General features: G+C 62.5%; 23 protein-coding genes. 15 read left to right on the plus strand and 8 right to left on the minus strand.

The window, feature by feature from the left end; genetic code table 11:
• Positions 1–35: 35 nt before the first annotated feature.
• Positions 36–560 carry a gamma carbonic anhydrase family protein gene (locus tag U5O12_RS14905; protein ID WP_322579395.1) on the minus strand — a complete coding sequence of 175 codons (525 nt, stop codon included), beginning with the start codon at positions 558–560 and terminating at the stop codon, positions 36–38.
• 38 nt (positions 561–598) lie between these two features.
• On the opposite strand from U5O12_RS14905, the gene U5O12_RS14910 reads away from it, so the two are divergent.
• Both U5O12_RS14910 and U5O12_RS14915 read left to right on the plus strand, forming a co-directional pair.
• Entirely contained in the window at positions 599–1,408 is an 810-nt protein-coding gene (locus U5O12_RS14910; RefSeq protein WP_322579396.1) for a ferritin-like domain-containing protein, read from the plus strand.
• A 24-nt stretch (positions 1,409–1,432) separates the two neighbouring features.
• Entirely contained in the window at positions 1,433–2,683 is a 1,251-nt protein-coding gene (locus U5O12_RS14915) for an EAL and HDOD domain-containing protein (RefSeq protein ID WP_322579397.1), read from the plus strand.
• Between the two features lie 6 nt (positions 2,684–2,689).
• Here U5O12_RS14915 and xerD read toward each other — a convergent pair whose 3' ends face one another.
• Positions 2,690–3,595, minus strand: a complete 906-nt coding sequence (gene xerD, locus U5O12_RS14920) for a site-specific tyrosine recombinase XerD (protein ID WP_322579398.1) — start codon at positions 3,593–3,595, stop codon at positions 2,690–2,692.
• Positions 3,592–4,554 (minus strand): tripartite tricarboxylate transporter substrate binding protein BugE, encoded by a 963-nt coding sequence (locus tag U5O12_RS14925; protein WP_322579399.1) that lies wholly within the window; start codon positions 4,552–4,554, stop codon positions 3,592–3,594. Before U5O12_RS14925 ends, xerD begins: the two co-directional genes overlap by 4 nt.
• Positions 4,555–4,665: 111 nt before the next feature.
• On the opposite strand from U5O12_RS14925, the gene U5O12_RS14930 reads away from it, so the two are divergent.
• Positions 4,666–5,577 carry an AEC family transporter gene (locus tag U5O12_RS14930; protein WP_322579400.1) on the plus strand — a complete coding sequence of 304 codons (912 nt, stop codon included), beginning with the start codon at positions 4,666–4,668 and terminating at the stop codon, positions 5,575–5,577.
• A gap of 6 nt (positions 5,578–5,583) precedes the next feature.
• On the opposite strand, the gene U5O12_RS14935 is transcribed toward U5O12_RS14930, so the two are convergent.
• Complete coding sequence (locus U5O12_RS14935) at positions 5,584–6,687, minus strand: M14 family zinc carboxypeptidase (RefSeq protein WP_322579401.1); 1,104 nt, start codon at positions 6,685–6,687, stop codon at positions 5,584–5,586.
• Positions 6,688–6,834: 147 nt separating this feature from the next.
• Between U5O12_RS14935 and U5O12_RS14940 the strand changes: the two genes are divergently transcribed.
• Both U5O12_RS14940 and U5O12_RS14945 read left to right on the plus strand, forming a co-directional pair.
• Positions 6,835–6,963: a hypothetical protein gene (locus U5O12_RS14940; RefSeq protein WP_322579402.1), complete on the plus strand. Its 129-nt coding sequence runs from the start codon at positions 6,835–6,837 to the stop codon at positions 6,961–6,963.
• Positions 6,964–6,978: 15 nt separating this feature from the next.
• On the plus strand, positions 6,979–7,992 hold the full coding sequence (locus U5O12_RS14945; RefSeq protein ID WP_322579403.1) for an MBL fold metallo-hydrolase: 1,014 nt from the start codon (positions 6,979–6,981) through the stop codon (positions 7,990–7,992).
• Here U5O12_RS14945 and U5O12_RS14950 read toward each other — a convergent pair.
• Together U5O12_RS14950 and queG are read right to left on the minus strand one after the other, a co-directional pair.
• Positions 7,985–8,785, minus strand: a complete 801-nt coding sequence (locus U5O12_RS14950) for a cysteine hydrolase (protein ID WP_322579404.1) — start codon at positions 8,783–8,785, stop codon at positions 7,985–7,987. The genes U5O12_RS14945 and U5O12_RS14950 overlap by 8 nt on opposite strands.
• Entirely contained in the window at positions 8,782–9,864 is a 1,083-nt protein-coding gene (gene queG / locus U5O12_RS14955; RefSeq protein ID WP_416221505.1) for a tRNA epoxyqueuosine(34) reductase QueG, read from the minus strand. Before queG ends, U5O12_RS14950 begins: the two co-directional genes overlap by 4 nt.
• 39 nt (positions 9,865–9,903) lie before the next feature.
• Here queG and tsaE point away from each other — a divergent pair, with 39 nt between their 5' ends.
• Both tsaE and U5O12_RS14965 read left to right on the plus strand, forming a co-directional pair.
• Entirely contained in the window at positions 9,904–10,410 is a 507-nt protein-coding gene (gene tsaE, locus U5O12_RS14960) for a tRNA (adenosine(37)-N6)-threonylcarbamoyltransferase complex ATPase subunit type 1 TsaE (RefSeq protein ID WP_416221500.1), read from the plus strand.
• Complete coding sequence (locus U5O12_RS14965; protein ID WP_322579405.1) at positions 10,407–11,798, plus strand: N-acetylmuramoyl-L-alanine amidase; 1,392 nt, start codon at positions 10,407–10,409, stop codon at positions 11,796–11,798. The genes tsaE and U5O12_RS14965 overlap by 4 nt, the downstream gene beginning before the upstream one ends.
• A gap of 100 nt (positions 11,799–11,898) precedes the next feature.
• Here U5O12_RS14965 and U5O12_RS14970 read toward each other — a convergent pair whose 3' ends face one another.
• Positions 11,899–12,546: a VTT domain-containing protein gene (locus U5O12_RS14970; protein WP_322579406.1), complete on the minus strand. Its 648-nt coding sequence runs from the start codon at positions 12,544–12,546 to the stop codon at positions 11,899–11,901.
• A gap of 386 nt (positions 12,547–12,932) precedes the next feature.
• Between U5O12_RS14970 and U5O12_RS14975 the strand changes: the two genes are divergently transcribed.
• From U5O12_RS14975 to U5O12_RS14990, 4 genes are all read left to right on the plus strand, one after another.
• Entirely contained in the window at positions 12,933–15,257 is a 2,325-nt protein-coding gene (locus tag U5O12_RS14975; RefSeq protein ID WP_322579407.1) for an EAL and GGDEF domain-containing protein, read from the plus strand.
• Positions 15,258–15,277: 20 nt separating this feature from the next.
• Positions 15,278–17,275, plus strand: a complete 1,998-nt coding sequence (gene mutL / locus U5O12_RS14980; RefSeq protein ID WP_322579408.1) for a DNA mismatch repair endonuclease MutL — start codon at positions 15,278–15,280, stop codon at positions 17,273–17,275.
• 36 nt (positions 17,276–17,311) lie between these two features.
• Complete coding sequence (locus tag U5O12_RS14985) at positions 17,312–17,797, plus strand: hypothetical protein (RefSeq protein WP_322579409.1); 486 nt, start codon at positions 17,312–17,314, stop codon at positions 17,795–17,797.
• A gap of 148 nt (positions 17,798–17,945) precedes the next feature.
• Positions 17,946–21,230: an EAL domain-containing protein gene (locus U5O12_RS14990; RefSeq protein ID WP_322579410.1), complete on the plus strand. Its 3,285-nt coding sequence runs from the start codon at positions 17,946–17,948 to the stop codon at positions 21,228–21,230.
• A 75-nt stretch (positions 21,231–21,305) separates the two neighbouring features.
• Here U5O12_RS14990 and yegQ read toward each other — a convergent pair whose 3' ends face one another.
• Complete coding sequence (gene yegQ, locus U5O12_RS14995) at positions 21,306–22,727, minus strand: tRNA 5-hydroxyuridine modification protein YegQ (protein WP_322579411.1); 1,422 nt, start codon at positions 22,725–22,727, stop codon at positions 21,306–21,308.
• Positions 22,728–22,808: 81 nt separating this feature from the next.
• Here yegQ and U5O12_RS15000 point away from each other — a divergent pair, with 81 nt between their 5' ends.
• The 4 genes from U5O12_RS15000 to U5O12_RS15015 all read left to right on the plus strand — a co-directional run bounded on the left by U5O12_RS15000 (position 22,809) and on the right by U5O12_RS15015 (position 26,810).
• Positions 22,809–23,702 carry a DMT family transporter gene (locus U5O12_RS15000; protein WP_322579412.1) on the plus strand — a complete coding sequence of 298 codons (894 nt, stop codon included), beginning with the start codon at positions 22,809–22,811 and terminating at the stop codon, positions 23,700–23,702.
• A 113-nt stretch (positions 23,703–23,815) separates the two neighbouring features.
• A complete protein-coding gene (locus U5O12_RS15005; RefSeq protein ID WP_322579413.1) occupies positions 23,816–25,195 on the plus strand; it encodes an MATE family efflux transporter in 1,380 nt (459 codons plus the stop codon).
• Complete coding sequence (miaA, locus tag U5O12_RS15010; protein WP_322579414.1) at positions 25,192–26,163, plus strand: tRNA (adenosine(37)-N6)-dimethylallyltransferase MiaA; 972 nt, start codon at positions 25,192–25,194, stop codon at positions 26,161–26,163. Before U5O12_RS15005 ends, miaA begins: the two co-directional genes overlap by 4 nt.
• Entirely contained in the window at positions 26,160–26,810 is a 651-nt protein-coding gene (locus tag U5O12_RS15015) for an ABC transporter ATP-binding protein (RefSeq protein ID WP_322579415.1), read from the plus strand. Before miaA ends, U5O12_RS15015 begins: the two co-directional genes overlap by 4 nt.
• The last annotated feature ends 20 nt before the right edge of the window (positions 26,811–26,830 follow it).

Raw genomic sequence — 26,830 nt, forward strand, 5'->3', positions numbered from 1 at the left:
CCCTCCCTTAAAGCCAGCCCACGTAAGGCCAGCGGTTAAACAATTTTTTTGAGGCCGTTTTTGAAGCGGCGCGCATTCTCTACATAGTGCCGCGCACTCATGCGCAACCCGGCCTGTTGATCCGCCGACAGCTCCCGCACCACTTTGGCCGGGCTACCCAGGATCATGGAACCATCGGGAAATTCCTTACCCTCTGTCACCAAGGCACCTGCCCCCACGATGCAGCCTTTACCAATCTTGGCACCGTTGAGCACGATGGCGCCAATGCCAATCAGCGATCCATCACCGATGCTGCACCCGTGCAACATGACCTGATGGCCGACCGTCACATGGTCGCCAATCGTCAGCGGCTTGCCGATGTCGGCATGCAGCACACTTGCATCCTGAATGTTGGAACCCTTGCCGATGCGGATGGTTTCGGTATCGCCCCGCACTACCGCACCAAACCAGATGCTGGCGTCTTCGGCCACCTCCACGCTGCCCATCACTTGGGCACTGTCTGCCACCCAGGCCGACGCAGCCACGCGCGGCGCAATCTGGTCGAGTTCATAAATTGCCATAGTCCATCTCCAGACTGCACAAAACTAGAATTGTAGGTATGGAACTCCGACACTGTGCGCTGCAAGCCTTTGAAATCTGTGATCCCGCTCGCAAGGTATTGGCCGTACAGCAGTGGGCATCGCAGCAGTTTGCGCTAGGCGTTGACCGGCAGCGAACATTTGAGGCGCCCAAAAACCCGGGACGACCGGCTTTGCCGCAGCTGATTGATCCCAAGGAGGTACCAAGGCGCTCCCCATTCACTGGCGATGGGCATGCCGCGCTCATGCACTCCATTGCCCACATCGAGTTCAATGCCATCAATCTGGCCTTGGATGCAGTTTGGCGCTTCGCCGACATGCCCGAGTCCTACTACCGCGACTGGATGCAGGTGGCACTGGAGGAGTCACAACATTTCCAAGCATTGCACACGCACTTGCAGCACTATGGATACTCTTACGGCAGCTTCCCCGCACACGATGGACTGTGGACCATGTGTGAGAACACCCGACACGATGTAGTCGCTCGCATGGCTTTGGTGCCACGCACCCTGGAAGCAAGAGGCCTCGATGCCACCCCCCTGATTCAGGCCAAACTCCACAAAGTGGGAACACCTCAGGCCTTGGAGGCCTGCAACATCCTGGACACCATCCTGCGCGAAGAAGTGGGTCATGTCGCAATCGGCAACCGCTGGTTCCACTGGCTTTGTCAGAAAAGCGGACTGGACGCCGCATCTTTCTACGCGCAGGCTGCCTTACGCCATGCGGCACCTCGCCCCAACCCCCCCTTCAATCTCGTGGCGCGCAAACTCGCAGGTTTTTCAGAGGATGAGCTGCTTGCACTCCAAACCAGCGGACGGATGCAAGTCTAGAATGGCCTGAACCCGCCCTAAACCATGTCCGACACCGCCGCCTCCGACGCCACCATCCCGACAACCCCGTCGATCGCCATCGCCCGCCAGGCCATCCTGGACAGCCAGCGCAGCGTATTCGGCTATGAACTGTTTGACCGCTCTGTGTCAGCGCAGCAGCACACGGCCTCTAGCGATGCGCAGTTACTCTTCAACCTTTTGTCTGTGGCTGACAACGAAGCCTTGATGGAGAAAAAGACTCTCTTCATCAACTGCACCCATGACAGCCTGGCAGGTGGACACCTGGAGCTCGTAGCACCAGACCGGATCGTGTTGGAAATACCCCCGCTCCCCATCTCGCAGGTGGACCAGATCCAGACCCGACTGCCCACACTGCAGGCCATGCACGAGCGTGGCTTCCGTCTTGCCTTTGACTATTCAGTACTCACACGCTCCTACGAAACCTGGCTACCGTTGGCATCTTTCATCAAGTTTGATGTGTCGGTACTCAAGCCCGCATCTGTCAGTTCGTTTGTCAAATTGGCGCAATCCAAATCTCCAGCCCAACTTGTAGCGGAAAAAGTGGAAACGGCGCAGCAGCACGACATGCTGCAAGCCCTGGGCGTTCAGCTTTTCCAAGGCTATTGGTTTGCCAAACCTGTGCTGGTAGAAGGGCAAACCATACGCCCTGCACAAGCCACCATCCTGCAACTCATCAATTTGGTACGCCAACAAGCCAGTACCCACGAAATTGAGGAAGTTCTCAAACGCGACCCGACCCTGTCGTTTAATCTGCTGCGCTTCATCAACTCGGCCAGTTTTGGCCTGCGCACCGAGGTCACGTCGTTCAAGCATGCAGTGATGCTGTTGGGCCTCAACAAGCTCTTCAAATGGGCGGCATTGCTGCTGACGACTTCACAAGCAGGAGGCGTTCCCCCCGCAGTGGGAAGCACAGCAGTAGTTCGTGGGCGGCTGATGGAGCTGCTTGCCGCGGACACCCTTCCTCCTGAGGAAAGCGACAACGCATTTGTGGTGGGAATTTTTTCCTTGCTGGACACCTTGCTGGGCTTGCCCATGCAGGCGGCACTGGCTTCCCTGAGCCTTCCGGAAACTGTCACCCATGCGCTGCTGTACGGAACCGGGCCGCTGGCACCTTACTTGGCACTGGCGCAAGCGTGCGAATCGGGCGATGACGAGGCGTTTGCGAGCACTTCTTTGGCCTTGGGCCTCAGCAGCAACCAGGTCAACTGGGCGCATTTGCAGGCTCTCGCCTGGGCAGAGACCCTGCTTGATTGAAGGACCTCAGCCCCTTGGGTGGTGCTGTGCATGCAGTGCCGCCAATCGCTCGCAGGCTACATGGGTGTAGATGGTGGTGGTGGAAATGTCGGCATGACCCAGCAGCATTTGCACCGAACGCAAATCTGCGCCGTGGTTCAGCAAGTGCGTGGCAAACGCATGGCGCAAGGTATGGGGTGAAATAGGTGCACGAATGCCTGCCTGCAAGGCGTACCGCTTCACCAGGCCCCAAAACATCACCCGGGTCATGGATGTGCCGGCTTTGCTGCCCCGCACAGTAACAAACAGGTCCTGGGTTTGTTTGGGTCCCAGTAGCTCGGGGCGGGCTTGGCCCAAATACCGCTGCAACCACTCACGCGCCACTTCACCAAATGGCACCAGACGCTCTTTGGAGCCCTTGCCCATGACACGCAAAACCCCTTCGTTCAGCCCTACATTGAGGACACGCAGGTCCACCAGTTCACTGACACGCAAGCCACTGGCATACATCACTTCCAGCATGGTACGGTCGCGCACACCCAGCGCCTCGCTGGTGTCGGGTGCGGCCAGCAAGGCTTCCACCTGCGCCTCCGTCAGGGTTTTGGGGATGCGTGGTGCCTGTTTGGCGGCATCCAGCCTCAGGGTCGGGTCCTGTTGGATCAGTCCCTCACGCATCGCCCACCGAAAGTAACGGCGAAACACAGTCAACCGCCGGTTGGCAGTGGTGGCCTTGGTCTGCGCATGCTGGGCCGCAAAGTAGCCCTGGATATGCAGTTCTTGTGCTTCGACCAGGGGGTGGTGGGACAACCATTGGGCGAAAAGCGTCAGATCACGCCGATAGGCCTGAAGGGTGTTGCTGGACAACCCCTCCTCCAGCCACAAGGCATCAATGAAGGTGTCGATGCTTGCCGTGTCTACGCCGCCCGCGGTCATTCCAAACGCAGTTTGGCGGACTCCACCACTTTTTTGTAAACCTCAAATTCGGCCTTGATCTGGGCCGTGAACTGTTCAGGGCTGTTACCTTCGATCAACGAACCGGTTTCTTCAATACGTTTGCGCACAGCCGGGTCTTCCAGCACCTTGCGCACTGCGGCATTAACCTTGTCCACCACCTCTTTGGGCAGTCCCTTGGGGCCATAAATGCCATAAAAGGCCATGCGATTCACAGGCTCCAGACCCACTTCCTTGAAGGTCGGCACATTGGGCAACTGCGCCAGACGCTGGGGCGCGGCCACCACAATGGGCACCAAGCGGTTGCTCCGGATGAAGGGCAAAGCGGATGGCAAGTTGTCAAAAATCAGGGGCACCTGGCCGCCAACGGTGTCGTTCAGTGCTGGGCCCGCTCCGCGGTAAGGAATGTGGGTGATGAACACCCCGGCCAGGTTCTTGAACAGCTCCGTTTGCATGTGACCAATGCCCCCAGTGCCAGATGAGGCGTAGGAGTACTTCCCGGGGCTCTTCTTCAACTCGGCCATGAAACTCTTGTAGTCTCTGGCCGGAAAGCTAGGGTGCACTGCAATCACATTCGGCGTGGCTGCAATGTTGACGATGGGCGTGAAGTCGGTGAGTGGGTTGTAGGGGTTCTTGGGGTTGATGGCCGGATTCGCCGCCACCGTAGACACTGTGGCCATGCCGAGTGAATAGCCGTCGGGTGCCGATTTGGCAGTTTCATTCGCACCTACGACCCCGCCGCCGCCGGCCTTGTTTTCCACCACCACGGTTTGGCCCAGCACCTTGCCCAGCGGGTCTGCAATCACGCGGGCAATGATGTCGGTGGTGCCACCAGGCGCAAACGGTACTTGCAGCTTGATGATTTTGTTGGGGTAGCCCTGGGCCAGTGCCGCACTGGATGCGGCCAACAACCCCATGGCGAACAGAACTCTACGGTGCATGGCAATCTCCTGTTGGTTTGCCGGGATAGTACCCTCACGGAGGCCGACACGGGCTTACACGCCCACCCGTGGAAACCCGAACCCGGCCTACCCGGCTGCTATCCTTCTGGGGTGAACTACGCCCAACTGCTCTTCCCCGACTTTTCCCTCATCCTGCTGGGTTACCTGGTCTGCCGCTACACCGCACTGAACCGGCCGGTCTGGGAGCAGGTGGAGGCGCTGGTCTACTATTTTTTGTTCCCCGTGTTGCTGTTCCACTCGATTGTGAAAAGCCCGCTGGACTTGGGCGCCGCCTCTAGCCTCATGGGGGCCGGTTGGGCCACCGGCCTGGCTGGTATTGCCATGGCCTACGCCCTGCCCCGCCTGCCCTGGCTGGGCCGCCATATGGACCCGCGGGACCACGCCTCCAGCGCACAAATTGCGTTCCGCTTCAATTCCTTCATCGGCCTGGCCATCGCCGACCGCCTGGCCGGCCCACAAGGGCTGCAGCTGATTGCGGTGCTGATTGGTGTGTGTGTGCCCCTGTTCAACGTGGCTGCCGTGTGGCCCATGGCCAAACATGCACAACGTGGTTTTGTCGGTGAACTGGTGCGCAACCCACTGATCATCGGCACCGCCTCCGGGCTGGTGGCCAACCTTATGGGTTTAAGCATCCCGGTATGGCTGGAACCCACCGTCACGCGCCTGGGCGCGGCATCGCTGGCCCTGGGCCTGATGGCGGCTGGCGCCGGCATGCAGTTGGGGGCGTTGGCGCGCGGCAAGGCACTGGCCGTGTCCGTACTGGTCATCCGCCACGCCCTCACTCCCATCGCAGCCCTGGGCGTGGCCCTGCTCTTCGGCCTCAACCCCACCCAAACCACCATCCTGCTCGCCTTCTCGGCCCTGCCAACGGCATCGAGTTGTTATGTGCTGGCAGCACGCATGGGCTACGACGGCGCTTATGTGGCAGGGCTGGTCACCCTGTCCACCCTGATGGGCATGGCCAGCCTGCCCTTCGCACTGGGCGTGCTGCGCCACCTCTAGGCGCACTCAGTACCAGTGCTGCAACGCCTCAGCGTGCAGGGCGTGGCGCTGGTTATCCTGCGGCACCCAGGACTCCGCGCTACAGGCCGCGCGGGTCAAAAAATCCAGCATCCACAGATGGCGGCGCAACACACGCTCCTGCCGGTGGCCAATCAGCGGATTGAAGATGCCATGGCGGCTGAAGAGCTGACGCGGGTTTTTCTTGATCCACAACCACGAACCCATCTCCAGCGTCAACGGCAAAAACACCCGCTCAGGTGTCGCGCGCGACTGCAGGTAGAGGTGGTCCCACAGGTCGCCATGGGCCAGGTACTGCAGGCTTTGCGGCTCAAACACATAGGGATGGGTGTTGTAAGTCTGGCGGAATATGGCCTGCAACGCATACATCTCGGCCAGGTGGTGCAACGCTTGGCGCGTGTGGGCAAACGGGAACCATAACCGGTCCTGCACGCCAAAGCCCGAGTGACAGTCCACCGACATGCTGAAAGGCCGCGGCAGCAGCTCCTGCGCCACCACATCACATACGGCCTGACTCTCGTCCTCCATGGGGGCACCGGCCAGCCCACGGTACCAAGGCAGGCGCGCACTCAGGCGCTGACCGCCTACCAGCGCGGGCACCGGCTCCAGCGCGTCCACCGGGGCGTTCCGCATCAGGTCCACACCGCGCGGGTTGGCGCGCGTGCCCAGCGCCATGCCACCAGGATTGACCAGCGGCATGAACACCATGCGCAAGGATTCGAGCTGGCGGTGCAGCGTGTGGTCCCAGGTCAGGCGTGTGACGATGCTTTGCAGGTAGGCTATCACCACCTCAGCACCAATGCGCTCCAGGCCGTGCACACCACCAAAGAAACCGATGGCGGGCACCTGCGGGTCCGGGTTGCCCAAGGCAATGGCGTAGACCGGCAGCGCCGTGCCACGGCAGTCCACCTCACGCACCACGCGTGTCTGCACGCGGCTGCCAGCCAGCTGCAGAATCCGCTCCAGTTCGGTCAGGGCATCAAGCGCGCGTGGTGACAAAGGCAAAGCTCCAGATAACGTGCCAGCATAGTGGGCCACAGCCGCCACCGGCATCTCTTTTCCGAGCCTGATGCCATGCCACCACAGTGCCATCAAAGCGTCATATTCGCCACCTAGAGTGACCCTATCTGCAACCTGCCGGGAGCCTTCCATGATCCTCAAACTGCTTGGACTGCAACGTTTGCTCGACGAACTGTTCGAAGACAACTGGCTGGAGCCAGTGGCGCTGATCGAAGTTTGATGCGCCATCGCCCTGCCCCCCGCCGCAGCCCCTTGCTGCCCTGGCTGGCCGTCACGCTGGCCCTGGTGCAAGGCATGGGAGAGCTGCTGGCCCTGCAACGCACGCGACGAAGCCGCCCACGCCGCTGACCCTACACTGCGCGCATGAAATTCTTCAAGCGCCTGGCTGCGGTCGTTCTCTTGCTGTTGGTAGCCGGTACCGCCGTGTTGGCGTGGTTGCTGAGCCATCCGCCCGGCCTGGAGGGCTTGACCGCCCTGCGCTGGCAAGCCCCCACACCCGCACAGACGCCACTGCGCGTGAGTTTTTTGGGTGTGGCCACCGTGCTGCTGGACGACGGTGAAACCGCGCTGCTGACCGACGGCTTCTTCTCCCGCCCCGACAAACTCACCACCTTTGTTCGCCAGGTCGCGCCTGATGTGCCCGGCATTGCTGCAGGCCTGCAGCGCGCGGGCATTCCGGCACGCACCGGCAGGCTGGCGGCGGTGATTCCCCTGCACTCCCACTATGACCACGCCATGGACGCGCCCGAAGTGGCCAAGCGCACCGGCGCGCTGCTGCTGGGCTCCAGCTCCACCGCCATGGTGGGCCGCGGCTGGGGCTTGCCCGAGGCGCAGATCCGCACCGCCGAGCTGCGCAAGCCCTACACCTTCGGCCGCTTCACGGTCACGCTGTACCCGGCCGTGCACACGCCCACGGGCTTTACTGGTGGCGAGATCACGGCGCCATTGAAGCCGCCCGTGCGTGCCACCGAATACAAAGAAGGCCAGAGCTATGTGGCCCACATCACGCACGACGGGCGCAGCCTGCTGATCACCGGCACCGCCGGCTTTGTGCCCGCTGCGCTACAGGGCGTGAAGGCGGAGGTGGTCTTGCTGGGCATTGGCGCCATGGGCCCGCGCAGCGCCGAACACAAAGCCGCCTACTGGCAGGAGACCGTGGCCACCGTGGGGGCGCGGCGCGTCATCCCGATCCACTGGGACGATTTCTGGATTCCGTCCACCCTGCCCATGCAGCCCATGCCTAAACCGCTGGACGACTTTGAGGCCTCCATGCAGTTCCTGCAGCAGCGGGCCGCGCAGGACGGCGTGGATATCCGGCTGCCACTGGAGTGGCAGCCTATGGATGTGTTTGCCGGGCTTCCGCCAGCCGTCAAATAAGCGAATCCAGCGTGGCGGTGCGCAAGCCTGCCGCACGCGCCTGCGCCAGAAAGTCCTGGCCCATGGCTTCAAAGCCCGTGACTGGACTCATGCAGTCGGTCAGCAGCACCGTCTCCTGCAAGCGAGCCCGTGGCAGCGCTGCCATCAGGTCGCCCACCGAGGCGGCCACACAGTGGCTCAGCGCCTCCCCCGCTACCAAAAGCGTAGCGCCTCGCGCAGACAGGGATTGCATCAGCGGCCTATTTAGCAAAGTTTTTTCGTCATCAGCGCGCGGCACCTCGGCTTTGAAGGCGCTGTACTGCTCGGTCATCGGGTTCTGGCCCTTGAGCACCTTGCAACAGGTCCGTCCCGTACTCTGCTCCCAGTGCGCAATCGCATCACTGAGCCCGCTGTGGATGTTGTGGCCCCAGGTGCCCAGCACACAGTGCACCGGCCAGACGATGAGCTGGCGCTGGCCCGTGGCTTCCAGCGCCTGCAGGTAGGCCAGCACCTCGGCCGTTTTGTCCGCATGGCGCGGGCGGAAGCTGCCAGCCTGCACATCGGCCGCGCGAATCAGCGTGAACGGAGCCACCGCACTGCCATCGGCCTGCAGCCAAAAGCTGGTGCGCTCCACACCCACGCTGGCGTGGGAATCCAGCGTGACGGTGAGGCTCTGCACCTGCGCCGCGTGCGTACTCAGCCAGGCGGCCAGCCGGTCCATATCGGCATTCGCACCGGGGACTGGCAAGGCAGCGCCGGGAATGTCCAGAAAGTCGTTTTGGGGGTCAATCACCAACAGGTCGTAAGGCGTCATGGAGTGGGTTCCATCAAGGAATGAGAAGAATCGGTTTGCAGGGCCCACTGCACATGCTCTTGCACCAGCGGGTCCGGGTGGTTGGTGCGGCGTTGCAAGGACTGGACCATGGTGGCGCGCTGCGCCGCGCTCAGGCCGGTGCCGTGCAAGGCATTGCCCAGGGCCACGGCCACATTGCGCAGCCAGCGCGCGTGGCCAATGCGGCGGATCGGGCTGCCCTCGGTGTGCTTCAAAAAGGTGTCTTCGGTCCAGTCCAGCAGCGTGGCCAGTTGCTCGCCGGCCAGGCCTTCGCGCGCGTCAAAGTCGGGCAGGCTGCTGCGCTGGGCGAACTTGTTCCAGGGGCAGACCAGCTGGCAGTCATCGCAGCCGTAGATGCGGTTGCCAATCAGCGGCCGCATCTCCAGCGGAATGGGACCCGCAAGTTCGATGGTGAGGTAGGAGATGCAACGCCGCGCGTCGAGCCGGTGCGGCGCGATGATGGCTTGGGTGGGGCAGGCGCTGATGCAGGCGCTGCAGCTGCCGCAGTGCGGCTCCACCGGTGCACTGGCGGGCAAGGCCACATCCACATAAATTTCACCCAGAAAAAACATGGAGCCCGCGTCGCGGTTGAGCAGCAGCGTGTGCTTGCCGCGCCAGCCCAGGCCGCTACGCGCGGCAAGTTCGGCCTCCAGCACCGGGGCCGAATCGGTGAACACGCGGTAGCCGAGCGGGCCCATGTGCTCGGACAGCCGGTCCGCCAGTTTTTGCAGCCGGTTGCGCAGCACCTTGTGGTAGTCCCGCCCCCGCGCATAGAGCGACACAATGCCCTCAGCCGGATTCTGCAGGCGCGCCAACTCCACGTCCTGCCAACCGGCTTCGGTGGCCTGTGGCAGGTAGTCCATGCGCGCAGTGATCACGCTCACCGTGCCCGGCACCAGCTCGGCCGGGCGGGCCCGTTTGAGGCCGTGCTGGGCCATATAGCCCATGTCACCGTGGAAACCGTGCGACAACCAGGCCAATAAACCGGCCTCGGCGGACGACAAATCCACACCGGCCACGCCAATTTGGGAGAATCCAAGTTCCCGGGCCCAGGCCCGCACCTGCGCTACCAGCTGGTCGCCACTGAATTGAGCCTTGTTTTGCACGCTGTTGATCGTCACCACCCCATTGTAGAAAGCGCCATCCTGGTGTGGCCGGACGAGGCCGCTACCCAAACCTTTGCACAGCACTGGGCCGCACAGCCCGCGCTGGCCAACGCCTTTGTGGCCCTGCATGGGGACCTGGGCGCCGGCAAGACCACGCTGGTGCGCCACCTGCTGCAGGCACTGGGCGTGACAGGCCGCATCAAAAGCCCCACCTACGCCGTGGTCGAACCCTACGAGCTGGACGCACTCAACATCTGGCACTTTGATTTCTACCGCTTCAATGACCCGCGCGAGTGGGAAGAAGCCGGCTTTCGCGACATCTTTGCCAGCCCCGGCCTGAAGCTGGCCGAGTGGCCCGAAAAGGCCGCCGGCGTGCTGCCCGTGGCCGACGTGGACCTGCACATCCGCACGCGGGATGACAGCAGCCGCAGTGTCACCTTGCAAGCACACACCGCAGCGGGCCAGGCTTTGTTGCAAGGACTGCAGGGGGCCACCGCATGAAACGCCGCACGCTGTTGCAAGCCGGCAGCGTGGTGCTCACCCTGGGTGCAGCGCACCTGGCGCGCGGCGCCACCATCATGACGGTGCGCGTGTGGCCCGCGCCCGAGTACTCGCGCGTCACCATTGAATCCGACGCGGCGCTAACGGCCAAACAAACCTTTGTGCCGAGCCCGCCGCGCCTGGCGGTAGACATCGAGGGCATCACGCTCAACCCTGCGTTGAAAGAACTGGTGGCCAAGGTCAAGGCGGACGACCCCAACATTGCCGGCATCCGCGTGGGACAGTTCACGCCCACGGTGGTGCGCCTGGTGGTGGACCTTAAACACGCGATACGGCCGCAGGTATTTTCGCTGGCGCCGGTGGCGGCCTACCAGCACCGGCTGGTGTTTGACCTCTACCCGGTGGACGAGGTAGACCCGCTGGACAGCCTGATTGCAGACCGCCTGAAAGACACGGCACCTAAGCCCGCAACCGCCGCCAGCAAGCCCGCCGCCGACCCGCTGGATGCGCTGATTGCCCAGCACACGCAGCGCCCGGCCTCCAGCTCGGCCGTTGTAACAAGCCAAAACGCTCCTAAAACAGGAGCTGCTCGCGCAGATTCCACGGGCTCTACAGGCCTAAATGGCACTAAATCCCCCCCTGCCGGGCCTGGTGCGACCACCGAACGGTTGATCATCATCGCACTAGACCCCGGCCATGGCGGCGAAGACCCCGGCGCCATTGGCCCCGGCGGCACCAAAGAAAAAGACGTGGTGCTCAAGCTGGCCCACCTGCTGCGCGAGCGCATCAACACCGCCACCGTGAATGGCAACGCCATGCGCGCCTACCTGACGCGTGATGCCGACTTCTTTGTGCCATTGAACACGCGGGTGCAGAAGGCCAGACGGGTGCAGGCCGACCTGTTTGTGAGCCTGCATGCCGATGCCTTCTTCACCCCCGACCCGCAGGGTGCCAGCGTGTTTGCGCTGAGCCAGGGCGGTGCTTCCAGCAGCGCGGCGCGCTGGATGGCGGCCAAGGAAAACAAGGCGGATTTGATTGGCGGCCTGAACGTGAAGGCCAAAGATGCGACCGTGCAGCGTGCGCTCTTGGACATGAGCACCACTGCCCAAATCAACGACAGCCTCAAACTCGGCAGCAACCTGCTGGGCGAGATCAAGCGCGTGGGCAAGCTGCACAAGCCCAAGGTTGAGCAGGCCTCATTTGCCGTGCTCAAGGCGCCCGACATCCCAAGCGTGCTGGTTGAGGCCGCCTTCATCAGCAACCCGCGTGAAGAGGTCAAGCTCAACAGCGAGGCTTACCAAAACCAGCTCGCCGATGCACTGATGCGCGGCATCTTGGCCTACTTCGCCAAGAACCCGCCGCTGGCGCGTAACAGGACGATTAGCTAGATGTAGGGCCCCCACGCTCAGCCGCTAAGCGGGTCGCTGCCCCCCAAGGGGGTGCGTTTCAGCTTGGGGCGGCCCGGCGCTGAAACCGAAGCCCCCACGCTCAGGCGGACGTGCTCGCGCTGCGGGCTCTCCAAGCACCAAAAAGCACGATCAGGCCCGGGATCAGGAAAATCGCCCAGATGATTTTGTCCAGGTTGGCTTTCACCCACGGGAAGCTACCCAGAAAGTAACCTGCGGTGCAGATGCCCAGCACCCACAGCACGGCGCCCACCACGTTAAACAGCGTGAACTTGGCCCGGTTCATCTGCGCCACACCTCCCACAAACGGCACAAAGGTGCGCAAAAAGGGCATGAAGCGCGCCGCAATGATGGTGAAACCACCATAGGTTTCGTAAAAGGTATGGGCCTTATCGAACGCCGCCTTGTTGAAAAAGCGCGACTGCTCCCACTGGAACACCTTGGGGCCGAAATAGCGACCGATGGAGTAATTGCACTGGTCGCCCAGGATGGCGGCTACCAGCAGCACCCCCACCGCGACGGGAAAACTCATGAGCCCCACGCCGCACATGGCGCCGACCACAAACAACAGGGAGTCCCCGGGCAAAAAGGGCATCACCACCACGCCTGTCTCCACAAACACGATGAGAAACAACAGGGCATAGACCCACGTGCCGTAGTTCTGCACAAAGACCTCCAGGTAGCGGTCCACATGCAAGATGAAATCGATAAGCTGGGTAATGAGTTCCATGGCGGCGATTATCCCTGCCGTTTTTTGCCCCCACGTTTCACTACACTCGGGACCATGAGTCCCCTCAAGATCGTTGCCCGTTTCCTGCTGTTTGGTGTGGCTTGGATATGGGCGTCCGACAGCCTGCTGGATTGGATGGTCCCAGACCTTGCGCTGAACCGACAGATCCAGTCCTACAAAGGCGTGGCGTTCGTCGCTATGAGTGCGTTGCTGATTTTTGTGCTGGTGGCGCGGGGCCAGCGCCAACTGGCACACATGAAATCCGTCGCGGTGCGCGAGAGAAACCGCTTGGCCCAAATCCTCGACGTGAATCCTGCCGTGGTGTACGCGCTGCGCCAGACAGAACCGGACAGCCCCGTTTTCCACACCGAGTTTGTCGGGAAAACGTGGAAAGCATCAGTGGCTACACCCCGCAGGAATGGATGGCCGCCAGTGACTTCTGGCACAGCCGGATTCATCCAGATGACCGGCCGATGGCCCAGGCGGCACAGGCAGAACTGCTGCAAGCCGGGCAGATCGCGTATGAATATCGCTTTCGCCACAAGGACGGCAGTTATCGCTGGATCCACGACCGGGTGGTCCTCCTGCGTGACAAGGCCAACAGCACCACCCAAGTGATGGGCACTTGGCTGGACGTTACCGACCGCAAGACCGCTGAAATGCGCATCGGGGAGTCGGAGCTGCGCTACCGCGAACTGTTTGAGCTGAACCCCTTGCCCATGTGGGTGGTGGACTCGGAATCCTTGGCGTTTTTGTCCGTGAATGACGCTGCCGTGAAAGCCTATGGCTACACCCGACAAGAGTTTGTGGGCATGACCCTGGCCGACATTCGGCCCGCAGAGGACATTCCCAAACTGCTGCACCACATGCGCAAGCGCGTACCGGATGCACCGGCAGTCTCGGTGCAGGGCGAATGGCGGCACAAGCGCAAAGACGGTACGGTGTTCTGGGTGGAAATCACCAGCCACACGCTCCTGCACATGGGACGACCGGCCCGGCTGATCCTTGCGCGTGACCTCAGCGAACGCCGCCATGCCGAGGAGCAGCTGCGTCTGATTGCCCATGTCTTCGAGGCCAGCCAGGAAGGTATTTTTATTACCGATGCCCAGCAGCGCTTCATCAATGTCAACCAGGCGTTCTCGCAAGTCACAGGCTACGCAGCGCAAGAGGTGCTGGGGCAAACACCCAAATTGCTGCACTCGGGGCGGCACGACAAAACGTTTTACGACAGCATGTGGCGACAGCTCGAAAGCGACGGCCGTTGGGAAGGAGAAATCTGGAACCGCCGCAAGAATGGTGAAATTTATCCGGAATGGCTCACCATCAGTGCCATCACCAGCGCCCAAGGCCGTGTGGAACAGTACCTGGGCATCTTCACCGAGACCTCCGGGCGCAAGGCCGCAGAAGAGCGCATTCAGCACCTGGCCAACTACGACTCGCTCACCAACCTGCCCAACCGCGCCCTGCTCAATGACCGGGCCAACATCGCCATCAGCGCCGCCATCGAAGGCGAGACCTCCCTGGCGGTGATGCACCTCAACGTAGACCGGTTCACACAAATCAATGAATCCTTTGGCCATGCGGCCGGCGACACCCTGTTAATCGAGCTGGCGCAGCGACTGCTGGGCCAGCTGCGGGCGGACGAGACCGTGTCCCGCGCCGGTGGCGACGATTTCATTTTCCTGATCCCCAACACCACCGCCCGCACGGTAGCGCAGGTGGCCTGGCATGTGCTCGACAGCCTGACACAGCCCTTTATGGTCAGTGGCCAGGAACTGCGCATCACTGCCAGCATGGGCATTGCCGAGTTTCCCGATAACGGCAGCAGCTTTTTGCAGCTCACACAAGCGGCCGAGTCCGCGGTGCACGAGGCCAAGCGCAGCGGGCGCAACACCGTACATTTTTTCTCGCGCAGCACACAAGACCAGGTCAAAGAAACGCTGGCGCTGGAGCAGGACCTGCGCTACGCGGTGGAGCGGCAAGAGCTGGTGCTGCACTACCAGCCCCAGATCGATGTGCAGAGCGGCCGACTGATTGGCATGGAGGCGCTGGTACGCTGGAACCACCCCCGGCGCGGACTGATCTCGCCTGCCCTTTTCATACCGGTGGCCGAAGAGTCAGGCTTGATTCAGGAGATTGGCCAATGGGTCATGCAAGAGGCCATCCATCAAAACGCCACTTGGCGGCAACAAGGACTGCCGGTGGTGCCAGTGGCGGTGAACCTCTCGGTGGTGCAGTTCCGCCATCCAGGCCTGCGCACTGCGGTGCAGGACGCCTTGCGCCGCAGCGGGCTGCCGCCCGAATTGCTGGAGCTGGAGCTGACCGAAAGCATCGCCATGGAGAACTCCAGCTTCACGCTGGACACGGTGGCCGGCCTCAAAAGCCTGGGCGTAGCGCTGTCCATCGACGACTTTGGCACCGGCTACTCCTGGCTCTCCTACCTCAAGCGTTTTGCCATCGACAAACTCAAAATTGACCAAAGCTTCATCCGAGGCCTGACACTGGACCACCAGGACGAAGCGATTGTCACCACCATCATCCAGCTGGCGCGAAGCCTGGGCTTTCGCACCATTGCTGAAGGGGTGGAGACACCGGCACAGCTCGACTTCCTGCGCGCCCATGGCTGTGCCGAGTACCAGGGTTACCTGTTCAGCCGCCCCGTACCGGCTGCCGAATTTGCCCATTGGCTGACCCGGCCCGGCGCGGGCTGAGGGCGGCCTAAAATGGCGCGGTGAACGCCCCCATCCCCCCCACCCTGCGCCGCCCCATCCGCGAACTCCCTGACGAACTCATCAGCCAGATTGCGGCCGGTGAGGTGGTGGAACGCCCCGCCAGCGTGGTGCGCGAGCTGGTGGATAACGCGCTGGACGCTGGTGCTACGCAAGTCACCCTGCGTCTCCTGGCGGGCGGTGTGCGCCTGATCAGCGTGGAAGACGACGGCCAGGGCATCCTGCGCGATGAGCTGCCGATTGCCTTCAAACGCCACGCCACCAGCAAGATTGGCAGCCTGCTCGATCTGGAGAGCGTAGCCACCATGGGCTTTCGCGGCGAGGCGCTGGCCGCTATTAATTCCATAGCTGATTGCGCAATCTTATCAAGGGCCAGCGGCCTGAATGATGCCTATTTGCTGGATGGCCGCACCGGCGAGCTGGGCCCGGTCGCGCGCAGCCAGGGCACCACCGTCGAGGTGAAGGAGCTGTTTTACAGCACGCCTGCCCGCCGCAAGTTCCTCAAAACCGACGCCACCGAACTCGCCCACTGCATCGAGTCTGTGCGCCGCCACGCCCTGGCCCGGCCCGATGTGGGCTTTGCCATCTGGCACGAGGGAAAGCTGGTGGAGCAATGGCGCCGCTGCCTCGATATGCCGCTGGCCGAGGCCCCGACGGAAAGTGCTCTGGCCGCCCTGGACCAACGCCTTTCCGACGTACTCGGCCCCGAGTTTCTGGCGCAAAGCGTGCGCGTGGACTGGCACAGCAGCCAAACCAACGAATACGACCAACCCGCACTGCGCGTGTGGGGCCGTGCCGGCGTGCCTGACGCCGCCCGCTCCCGCGCTGACCAGCAGTTCTGCTATGTAAACGGCCGATTTGTACGCGACAAGGTGCTGACCCACGCTGCCCGCAGCGCCTATGAAGACGTGCTGCACGGCCACCGCCAGCCGGTCTACGCGCTGTATGTGGCGATGGACCCGACGCGCGTGGACGTGAACGTGCACCCCACCAAGATCGAAGTGCGCTTTCGCGACAGCCGCGAGGTGCACCAGGCCGTGCGCCACGCGGTGGAAGACACCCTGGCCGCGCCACGCGCTGCGGCTGCGGCAGGTGCGGTGGACGGCCAACCCCAAGCGCCTTCGCTACTGGCCCAGCCCGGCGCTTATGTGCAAAGAATGCCTGTAGCGCCCATGTACAGTGCGCAACCAGCTATCAAATTTGAAGCAGATACAAGTTTGGTTGGCCACCGCGTCAGCGACGTGAGCGCCCTCTGGCAACGCATCCCCACCCCGCAAGAAGGCTGGGCGGCAGTGGGCTCTGCGCAGGTAAAGGAGGAGCCCGCACAGCGGGCGGGGGACACGGAGCAGAGCCCGCTGCCGCCGAGCCGCCCCGCCAACCACAACAATGAAGAAGCATGGCCCCTAGGCCGCGCCATAGCCCAACTCCAAGGCGTCTACATCCTCGCCGAGAACAGCCAGGGCCTGGTCATCGTGGACATGCACGCCGCCCACGAACGCATCGTCTACGAACGCCTGAAAACCCAAATCAGCCTCACCGCCCCCGACGGCAGCGTGCACCCACTGGCCAGCCAGCCCCTGCTCATCCCCGCCACCTTCGCCGCCACCCCCGACGAAGTGGCTACGGCCGAGGCCCATGTCGCCACCCTCAACACCCTGGGCCTGGAGATCAGCCCCTTCTCGCCCAAAACCCTGGCCGTGCGTGCCGTGCCCACCACACTGGCGCAAGGCGACGCCGTGGAACTGGCCCGCAGCGTGCTGGCCGAGCTCGCCCAGCATGACGCCAGCACCGTCATCCAGCGCGCGCAAAACGAAATTCTGGGCACCATGGCCTGCCACGGCGCCGTGCGCGCCAACCGCAAGCTCACGATTGAAGAGATGAACGCCCTGCTACGCGACATGGAAGCCACCGAGCGCAGCGACCAATGCAACCACGGCCGGCCCACCTGGCGCCAGCTCACGCTCAAGGAGCTGGACAGCCTGTTTCTGCGCGGGCGCTAGACAGGTTCACAATGGGCCCAACCCTTGGAGCCCACCATGACCTTGCGTTCTGCCGTTTTACTTGCCGTATTTGCGTTCCTCTTCGCTTTTATCGGATTGAACTGGGCTGAGTTTTCTGCGCCATCCACGCTCTCATTTGGTTTCACGGTGGTCCAAATGCCCGTGGGCTTTGTATTGTTCGCGGCCCTGTTGGCAGTGGTCGCCCTGTTCTCGGCTTACCTGATGTACCTGCAGGCCACCTGGGCCCTGCAGCAACGCCGCGTGTTCAGCGAACTGGAGTCGCAGCGCAAGCTCGCAGACCAGGCCGAAGCATCCCGCACCGCAGACCTGCTGGCCCGCGTCAACACTACATTTGATCTGCTGACCCGATCCATCACCACCAGCACGGGTACCCTGGAACTCCATCTCACACAGGCCAGCGCTGCGAACCAGCAGGCCCTGGCGGAAGCCACCCGGTCGCTCAGCGCCCATTTGGGCGAGGTCGAGGACAAACTGGACCGCGTGATCGCGGCGCGGGGCTAAGCATCTGGACAAGCGGTCAAGCGGCCGCGCACTAATCCGGATGACGTTGACTTGCATCAAGTCCAAAACCTGTACGAAATAGCCACCAACCCTTATCTTCAATGGACTGAATCGAGGCAAGTTTGCCTCCAGCTCCGGGAGATTGCCTTTGAACGCTGTTGCTACCCACCCAAGCCTCTGGGGGGATATGCGCAAAATGCGCAGCCAGTTGCTGGCGCTGCTAGCAGTCATGCTGTTCTTGTTGTGGGTGGAAGTGCCCGAGAGTCTGCGTGGCATCGCTGGCTACGAGCCCCTGCATTCGCTGCTCGAGGTCTTCTCCATTGTGGTCTCGGGACTGATCTTTGCAACCACATGGAATGCGCAGGCCCACAAAGCATCCGGTAGCCTCTTGCTGCTGGCGTACACCTTTTGGGGTGTTGCACTGCTGGACTTCTCGCACCTGATGTCTTTCAAGGGCATGCCTGTGTATGTCACGCCCAGCGACTCGGAAAAAGCCATCAATTTCTGGTTGGCGGCACGGCTGCTGGCCGCCGTCAGTCTGCTGATGGTCGCTGCCCTGCCCTGGAGACCGCTGCTGCAACCCCTGCATCGCTACATGCTCATGGCAGGTGTGATGTTATTCGTGGCATTGGCCCACGGGTTGTTCCTGTTCTATCCCACCGCAATACCGCGCACTTTTATCGCTGGCAGTGGGCTCACGGACCTCAAAGTGCAACTGGAATATGGCCTCATAGGACTGCACCTGATGGCAGCAGGGTTCTTGATATGGCGCCAACGGACTGAGCTTGGACCACACGCCACTGGGCTGCTGGGGGCGGTGCTGACGATGGCCATGAGCGAGCTGTTTTTCACGATGTATGCCAATGTGACCGACCTCTTCAATCTGGCCGGCCATATCTACAAAGTCATCGCCTACCTGTTTTTGTACCAAAGCATTTTTGTCGCCACCGTGCAGCGCCCCTACCAAGCGCTGGATGCGGTGCAAAACAGCCTCAAGGCGACGCTGGACGCAGTGCCCGACATGATCTTTGAGATGGAGCTCAACGGCACTTACTACAGCTACCACACGCCCCAAATTGACCTATTGGGCATACCCGCAAGCTTCCTGATTGGAAAGAACGTCCGGGACGTCATGCCCCAGGCGTCCACCAACACGGTGCTGGCCGCACTGAAAGAGGCCATGGACAAGGGGCGCTCCAGCGGCTACCTGGTCAAATTGCGCCTGCGCGATGGATGGCGGTGGTTTGAAATCTCCGCCGCCCGCAAAGCAATCGAGGGTGGCGCAGAGCCGCGGATCATTGTGCTGACACGGGATGTCACCGAACGCATGGAATCAGAACAGCAGCTCAAACTGCTGGGCACTGCCATGGCAGACCTCAACGACATTGTGCTCATTACAGAAGCAGAACCGCTGCAAGACGCGGGTCCGCGCATTGTGTTTGTGAACGATGCGTTTGAACGCCGGACCGGCTACACCCGTGAAGAAGTCTTGGGTCAGACTCCGCGCATTCTGCAAGGGCCGCATACCGACCGTGCAGTGCTGGACCAGATCCGCCAGAGCCTGCAGCAATGGAAGCCGATCCACGCTGAGCTCATCAACTACACCAAGAGCGGCGAGGAGTTTTGGGTAGAGCTCACGATTTCACCCATCGCCGACAGTACCGGCTGGTTCACCCATTGGGTGTCAGTGCAGCGTGACGTGACAGAGCGGGTCCGCGCGAAAAATGCCTTGCAGGCATCACTGCAGCACACGCAAGCCATTCTCGACAACATGGCAGATGGAGTGGTCACCATCGGTCCGGACGGTTTGGTCAGAACCTTCAACAAAGCTGCGAGTGCCATGTTTGGCTACAGCGCCGAAGAAGTGCTGGGGCACAACGTGTCCCTGTTGATGCCGGAGCCCCACCGAAGCCAGCATGACAGCTACCTGGAACACTACCGCAACACCGGTGAAGAAAGGGTTCTGGGCAAACCGCGAGAACTGGAGGGCAAACGCAAAGACGGCAGCACGTTTCCCATGAACCTGTCGGTATCGCAAACCGTGCACTTGGGTAAAGCCACGTTTATTGGCTTGGTGCGCGACATCACCCAGCGGCGCTCCGACGAAGAAGAAATCCGCAGGCTGGCGTTTTATGACGGATTGACCGGCCTGCCGAACCGTCGCCTCCTGGCAGACCATTTGCGCCATGCGCTGGCTGCATCCAGCCGCAGCGGGCTCTATGGCGCAGTGATGTTTTTGGACCTGGACCACTTCAAGCAAGTCAACGATACACAGGGCCATGCGGTGGGCGATGACCTGCTCCGACAGGTTGCCACCCGTCTGCAAATGGCCGTGCGCGAGGGCGATACCGTGGCACGCCTGGGCGGTGATGAGTTTGTGCTGGTGCTGGAAAATCTCAGTGCACACCACCAAGAGGCGGCAGCCCGTGCGGAAGTGGTGGCCAACAAGGTCTTGCAACTGTTGGCTGAGCCTTGCAAGCTACAGGACAAACCCCACGTAGCCACCACCAGCGTGGGCATTGCGCTGTTCGTGGAGAACAGCAAGAGTTATGACGACCTGCTCAAAGAGGCCGATGCCGCGCTCTACCAGGCCAAAGCTGCGGGACGCAATACCTTTTGCTTTTTTGACCCCGCCATGCAGGCCAAAGCGGTAGAGCGTGGCCAGATGGAGGAGGAGATTCGACGTGGACTCCTGGGTCAGGAGTTTTTGCTGTTCTACCAACTGCAGGTCGACCCACACGGCAAAAGTCTGGGGGTGGAGGCTCTCATTCGGTGGCAGCACCCGCAACGCGGTTTGGTGTCGCCTGCGCACTTCATACCATTGGCCGAAGAAACCGGCTTGATACTGCCCCTGGGGCAATGGGTGCTGGAGACCGCATGCCAACAGCTGGCCTACTGGGCAAACGTCCCCGAGGCAGCGCACCTCACGATCGCCGTGAATGTAAGCGCAGCCCAGTTTGCACAAACAGATTTTGTGGCTCAGGTAGAACACGCATTGACCACCTCCCAGGCACCACCGGAGCGGCTGAAGCTGGAATTGACCGAAAGCACTTTGGCGGCCAATGTGGAAGACTTGGTGCTGAAGATGACCGCTTTGCGCCAGCACGGCGTGAGCTTTTCGCTTGATGACTTCGGCACCGGCTATTCGTCCCTCTCCTACCTCAAACGTCTTCCGCTACAGCAACTCAAGATTGACCAAGGCTTTGTGCGCGACCTACTGACCGACCCCAACGATGCCACCATCGCCAGCACCATCGTCTCTTTGGGGCACAGTCTGGGATTGATGGTGATTGCCGAGGGGGTGGAGAACGAAGGCCAGCGCCAAGCCCTGGCGGGCATGGGCTGCGACGCCTACCAAGGCTACTTTTTCGGTAAACCGGTGCCCGCGAAAGACCTCCAAGCGGGGTTGCGGAACACGCGAGTGCCAGCATAGAACTATTTGGGCGCCAAATCGGCACTTCAGGCCGTAGATATTGCGGTAGCAGCTACTTTTTTGATAGCATTTTTGCTAACCGAGGTGCGTGGTCAGTTGTGCGCTCTGCTCCGTGTCCCCCGCTCGCTGCGCGGGCTCATCTGCCACATAACGCGCCACAAACGCCCCAACTGCTGCCTGCGGCAAATCCACCCACACGGCATGCCCGCTGCCAGGCGCCACGTCCATCGCGGCGCCCTCGGCGTTTTCCATGCGCGTCAGGGTCGCATCCACGTTGCCTGCGGGGTGGATGATTTCCAGCCGGTCGCCCACTGCAAACTTGTTGCGCACATTCACCTGCGCCAGGCCACGCTGTGCATCAAACGCCAGCACATCGCCCACATACAGGCTGCGCCCGCTCTCCGAATAGCCGCGCAAATAATTCTGCGTGGCTTCGGGTGTGTGGCGCTGGAAGAAACCGCTGGTGTAGCCCCGGTTGGCTAGCCCCTCCAACTGGCCCAGCAGTTCAGGGTTGAGCGTGCGGCCGGCCACGGCATCGTCAATGGCAGCGCGGTAGGCCTGCGCGGTGCGGGCCACGTAATAGGGGCTCTTGGTGCGGCCTTCGATCTTGAGCGAGTCCACCCCGATTTCCACCAAGCGCTGCACATGCTCGATGGCGCGCAGGTCTTTGGAGTTCATCACGTAGGTGCCGTGCTCGTCTTCCTCGATCGGCATGTACTGGCCAGGACGTTGACTTTCCTCCAGCAGGTAGGCAATGCTTTGGTGGGCCTCGGCAGGCACGCTGCTGCCCTGCTCGCAGGCATGACTGCTGCGCTCGGGGCTGAGCACATCACCACTCGCATCCACCTCCGCGGTATGGGTCTTGTAGTCCCAGCGGCAGGAGTTGGTGCAACTCCCCTGGTTGGCATCGCGGTGGTTGAAATAGCCCGACAGCAGGCAGCGGCCCGAGTAGGCAATACACAACGCGCCGTGCACAAACACTTCCAGCTCGGTGTCCGGGCATTCTTGCCGGATCTGGGCCACCTGATCCAGCGACAACTCGCGCGAAAGAATCACACGACGGATGCCCACCTTGCTCCAGAACTTGACCGCCGCCGCATTCACCGTATTGGCCTGCACCGAGAGGTGGATTTCCATGTCCGGCCAGGCTTCGCGCGCCAGCATGATGAGGCCGGGGTCCGACATGATCATCGCGTCGGGCTTGAGGTCAATCACCGGCTGCATGTTTTTCGCATAACTCTGCGTCTTGTTGCCGTGCGGAAAGATGTTGGACACCAGGTAGAACTTCTTGCCCTGCGCGTGGGTGTGTTCAATGCCGGCGCGCAGCACATCCAGGCTGCCAAAGTCGTTGTTGCGCACGCGCAAGCTGTAGCGCGGCTGGCCTGCGTACACTGCCGTTGCGCCAAAGGCTAGCGCAGTTTGCAGCATGGCCAAGGAGCCTGCGGGGGCCAGCAATTCGGGGGTGCGAAGGGAGGTGTTTACAGTGGCAGACGTCATGCCGAAATTATCCGGGCCGACGCACGAATGTCGCCTGCGGGAAGCTTGATGCATGTCAACCATCGCACAATAGCTGCACCCATGAAAACCAAATACTTTGCGCAACTGGTGGCGCTGTCTGCCCTGTGGGGCGCGTCCTTCCTCTTTATTCGCATCGCCAGCCCGGTGTTCGGCCCCAATGTGCTGGCACTGCTGCGCGTGGGTCTGGCAACCGCCACACTGGCGATCCTGATGCGGGCCATGCGCCAGCCCTGGGCCTGGCAGCACTGGCGCACGCTGGCCGTGATTGGTGCGCTGTCGGTAGCGGCGCCATTTTTGCTGTTTGCCTGGGCAGGGCTGCAACTGCCGGCCGGCTACAGCGCATTGCTCAACTCCACGGCGGTGATCTTCGGCATGTTTGCCTCGGCCCGCATGGGCGAAGACACCATCACCACCCGCAAGGTGCTGGGGTGCGTCTGTGGTTTTGCGGGCGTGGCTTTTATTGTGAGTCTGGGGCCGGTGCAGCCCTCCCCTATGGTGGTGCTGGCGGTGCTGGCCTGCATCACTGCGTCGGCTTGCTACGGTTTTTCGGCGCCCATTACCAAGCAGGCCGTGGGCTATATGCAGCCTCTGCAAATTGCCGCCAGCATCCACGCGTTGTCTTTGCTGATGCTGCTGCCCGGCGCGGCCTATAGCTTGCCGCAAGCGCACTTCTCTCTGCATGCGCTCCTGGCTGTCGCTGTCATGGGCATTGTCACGTCGGGCTTGGCCTATTGGGCGCACCTGCGCATCCTGCGCCATGTGACGCCAGTGGCCGCTATGAGCCCCATCTTCATGGTGCCGGTGTTTGGTGTGTTGTGGGGGCGGCTCTTTCTGGGCGAGGCACTGGGCAGCGGCCTGCTGATAGGCGGTGCCTTGGTGCTGGTGGCCAGCGCGCTCATCACGGGTTTCAATCCCTTGCAGCGCTGGCTCGACCTGATCGACGCCAAGCCCTGAACCTGCAGCGCAGGCGCGCCAAGGCCCATGGCCGTAGCACCACAGGGGCGCACGTGCGCCCCTAGAATGGCAGGCCCATGTCAGCCACTCCTCTATCGTCTTCCCCCTCTCGCATGCGACGCGCAAGCACCGAACTCGCGGCCCTGTGGCACCTGGCCTGGCCCATCCTGATCGGCCAGTTGGCCAACGTGGGCATGTCGGTGGTGGACGTGGCCATGGCCGGCCATGCCTCCGCGCACGATCTGGCTGGCATCTCGCTGGGGGTCTCCATCTGGAACATCACCATCATCACCCTGATGGGGCTGATGATGTCGGTGGCGCCGCTGGTGGCCCACCACGTGGGCGCGCAAGAATTTGACAAGGTGCCCCACTTGGTGCGCCAGGGCCTGTGGAAGGCGCTGGGCGTGGGCATGTGCGCCATGGTGCTGGTCAACTTAGCCGCGCGGGTGTTTGACCACATGGATATCGAACCCCATGTGCGTGAGGTGGCCAACGGTTTTGTCTTCATCATCAGCTTTGGCCTGCCGGCGTTCACCTGCTACCGCGTGCTCTACGGCTACAGCGCCAGCCTGAACCAGACCAAACCCATTATGGTGATGTCGCTGGCCGCGCTGGGCCTGAACGTGCTGGTGAACTGGCTGCTGGTGTTTGGTGTGGGACCCTTCCCGCGCCTGGGCGGTCTGGGCTGCGCCTGGGCCACGCTGCTGTGTGTGTGGCTCAACTTTCTGGGCCTGCTGGCGTGGATGCACTGGTCGCCGGCCTACCGCAGCACCTGGCCGTTTGGCCACTGGGAATGGCCGCACCCCGCCAAGCTGCGCGCGCTGTGGAAGCTGGGCTTTCCCATCGGCATCACCTACTTTGCCGAGACCAGTGCGTTTGGCCTTATTGCCCTGCTGATTGCCGAGTTCGGCAGCCGCGAAGTGGCCGCCCACCAAATTGCGCTGAACTTCACCTCGCTGGTATTCATGGTGCCGCTGAGTCTGGGCATTGCCCTGCTCACGCGCGTGGGTCAATCGTTGGGCGCAGGCGACCCGGTAGCAGCGCGCTTTCGGGCCTGGGTGGGCGTGAATGCCGGGCTGGGTTTTGGCCTGGTGTCGGCCATTGCCATGGCGCTGTGCGCACACCAAATTGCCTGGGCCTACACCAATGACGCCGCCGTGGCCGCACTGGCGGCCAACCTGCTCTTGCTGGCCGCAGCGTTCCAGCTGTCCGACTCAGCGCAGGTGGTAATCAGCTGCGCCATCCGGGGCTACAAGGTCACGCGCAGCCCCATGGTCATCCACCTCACCGCGTTCTGGGGCTTCTCCTTGCCACTGGGCTGCGTGCTGGGCCTGGCGCCGCAGTGGCTGCCCTGGCACCCGGCCGAGGCCATGGGCGCGCAGGGCTTCTGGATTGCGCTGGTAGTGGGCCTGACTGTGGCCGCCGTGGGCCTGGTGCTGCTCTTGCGCAGGGTGGCGCTGGACCATCTACCTCAACCTGGAACCGCCGCATGAACGCGCTGCCCTTTCACATCTGCCTGGCAGGCCCCACGGCCAGCGGGAAGACCGCGGCGGCGCTGGCCATTGCACAGCAGCACCCCTGCGAGATCATCAGCGTGGACTCCGCACTGGTGTTCCGCGGCATGGACATTGGCACGGCCAAGCCCAGCGCCGCCGAGCTGACCAGCGTGCCGCACCACCTCGTCGATATCCGCGACCCGCTCAACGCCTACAGCGCGGCCGAGTTTGTGAAGGACGCGCAGGCGCTGATCACCGACATTGCCGCGCGCGGCAAGTTGCCGCTGCTGGTGGGCGGCACCATGCTCTACTTCAAGGCCTTGTTTGACGGGCTGAACGACATGCCCGCAGCCAACCCCGAGGTGCGCGCCGCGATCGACACCGAGGCGGCCGAGAATGGCTGGCCTGCCATGCATGCCGAACTGGCGCTGGTGGACCCCATCACCGCCGCCCGCCTGGCCCCAGCCGATAGCCAACGCATCCAGCGCGCGCTGGAGGTGTTCCGCATCTCCGGCCTGCCCTTGTCGCACTTCCACGCGGCCAGCGCCGCTATCAAAACAGAAGCTTCTCGCGCAGACTCCACGGGGGCTAGAGCCTTAATTTCCTTGGAACCAGCCGATCGCGCCTGGCTGCACGACCGCATCGCCCAGCGCTTTGACGCCATGCTGGCCCAGGGCTTCCTGGACGAGGTGCAGACGCTGCGCGCACGGGGCGATCTGCATCTGGACCTGCCCAGTGTGCGCTGCGTGGGCTACCGCCAGGCCTGGGAAGCGCTGGATGCCCTGTGGCCCCTGGCCGAGCTGCGCGACAAGGGCATTGCCGCCACGCGCCAACTGGCCAAGCGGCAAATCACCTGGCTGCGCTCCATGCCACAGCGCCAGATCGTGGCCGCTGACGCGCCCGATGCGCTGGCGCAGGTGCTGGCCGCGGTGGACGCCGCATTGCAAAACAAGGCAAGCCCATGAGCCTGCGCGTACACAACCTCAGCAAGCACTACGGCGCCACGCCCGTGTTCGCCAACGTAACGCTGGACGTGGCGCCGGGCGAGTTTGTTGCCATCGTGGGCGAATCGGGCGTGGGCAAGTCCACGCTGCTGAACTGCATGGCCGGGCTGGACCACTGGGACAGCGGCAGCGTGCAGCTGGCCGGGCATGACCTGGGCACCTTGAACGATGACGCCCGCGCCCTGCTGCGCCGTGAGGCCGTGGGCTTTGTGTTCCAAGCCTTCCATGTGCTGCCGCATTTGGACGTGACGCAGAACGTGGCGCTGCCCCTGCTGCTGTTGAACCGACCCGACCCGGCGCGGGTCGAGGTGCTGCTGGACGCCGTGGGCCTGGGCGGCCTGGGTGCGCGCCTGCCGCAGCAGCTCAGCGGCGGGCAGTTGCAGCGTGTGGCCATTGCGCGGGCCTTGGTGCACCAACCGGCGCTGCTACTGGCCGATGAACCCACCGGCAACCTGGACCCAACTACAGCGGGCAAGGTGATGGACGCACTGGTGGCACAAACCCGCCAACACAATACCGCGCTGGTGCTGGTCACCCATTCGCTAGCCGCCACCGCGCAGGCCGATCGCGTGCTGCACCTGCGTGCCGATGGCATCGCGCCGGCCTGACGCGCAAAAACACTCCCCAA

Origin of the sequence: Rhodoferax sp. (assembly GCF_034519335.1) — a bacterium.
In the GTDB taxonomy this organism is placed as follows: domain Bacteria; phylum Pseudomonadota; class Gammaproteobacteria; order Burkholderiales; family Burkholderiaceae_C; genus Allorhodoferax.

Excerpts from the sequence above, each read along its gene's own strand:
- U5O12_RS14950 (WP_322579404.1), bottom strand. The coding sequence starts at position 8,785 with ATGACGCCTTACGACCTGTTGGTGATTGACCCCCAAAACGACTTTCTG.
- U5O12_RS14905 (WP_322579395.1), bottom strand. The coding sequence starts at position 560 with ATGGCAATTTATGAACTCGACCAGATTGCGCCGCGCGTGGCTGCGTCG.
- U5O12_RS14925 (WP_322579399.1), bottom strand. The coding sequence starts at position 4,554 with ATGCACCGTAGAGTTCTGTTCGCCATGGGGTTGTTGGCCGCATCCAGT.
- U5O12_RS14985 (WP_322579409.1), top strand. The coding sequence starts at position 17,312 with ATGACCTTGCGTTCTGCCGTTTTACTTGCCGTATTTGCGTTCCTCTTC.
- U5O12_RS15000 (WP_322579412.1), top strand. The coding sequence starts at position 22,809 with ATGAAAACCAAATACTTTGCGCAACTGGTGGCGCTGTCTGCCCTGTGG.
- U5O12_RS14965 (WP_322579405.1), top strand. The coding sequence starts at position 10,407 with ATGAAACGCCGCACGCTGTTGCAAGCCGGCAGCGTGGTGCTCACCCTG.
- U5O12_RS14970 (WP_322579406.1), bottom strand. The coding sequence starts at position 12,546 with ATGGAACTCATTACCCAGCTTATCGATTTCATCTTGCATGTGGACCGC.
- U5O12_RS14945 (WP_322579403.1), top strand. The coding sequence starts at position 6,979 with ATGAAATTCTTCAAGCGCCTGGCTGCGGTCGTTCTCTTGCTGTTGGTA.
- U5O12_RS15015 (WP_322579415.1), top strand. The coding sequence starts at position 26,160 with ATGAGCCTGCGCGTACACAACCTCAGCAAGCACTACGGCGCCACGCCC.
- miaA (WP_322579414.1), top strand. The coding sequence starts at position 25,192 with ATGAACGCGCTGCCCTTTCACATCTGCCTGGCAGGCCCCACGGCCAGC.
- yegQ (WP_322579411.1), bottom strand. The coding sequence starts at position 22,727 with ATGACGTCTGCCACTGTAAACACCTCCCTTCGCACCCCCGAATTGCTG.
- U5O12_RS14940 (WP_322579402.1), top strand. The coding sequence starts at position 6,835 with ATGCGCCATCGCCCTGCCCCCCGCCGCAGCCCCTTGCTGCCCTGGCTG.
- U5O12_RS15005 (WP_322579413.1), top strand. The coding sequence starts at position 23,816 with ATGCGACGCGCAAGCACCGAACTCGCGGCCCTGTGGCACCTGGCCTGG.
- U5O12_RS14910 (WP_322579396.1), top strand. The coding sequence starts at position 599 with ATGGAACTCCGACACTGTGCGCTGCAAGCCTTTGAAATCTGTGATCCC.
- U5O12_RS14935 (WP_322579401.1), bottom strand. The coding sequence starts at position 6,687 with ATGGCACTGTGGTGGCATGGCATCAGGCTCGGAAAAGAGATGCCGGTG.
- xerD (WP_322579398.1), bottom strand. The coding sequence starts at position 3,595 with ATGACCGCGGGCGGCGTAGACACGGCAAGCATCGACACCTTCATTGAT.
- U5O12_RS14915 (WP_322579397.1), top strand. The coding sequence starts at position 1,433 with ATGTCCGACACCGCCGCCTCCGACGCCACCATCCCGACAACCCCGTCG.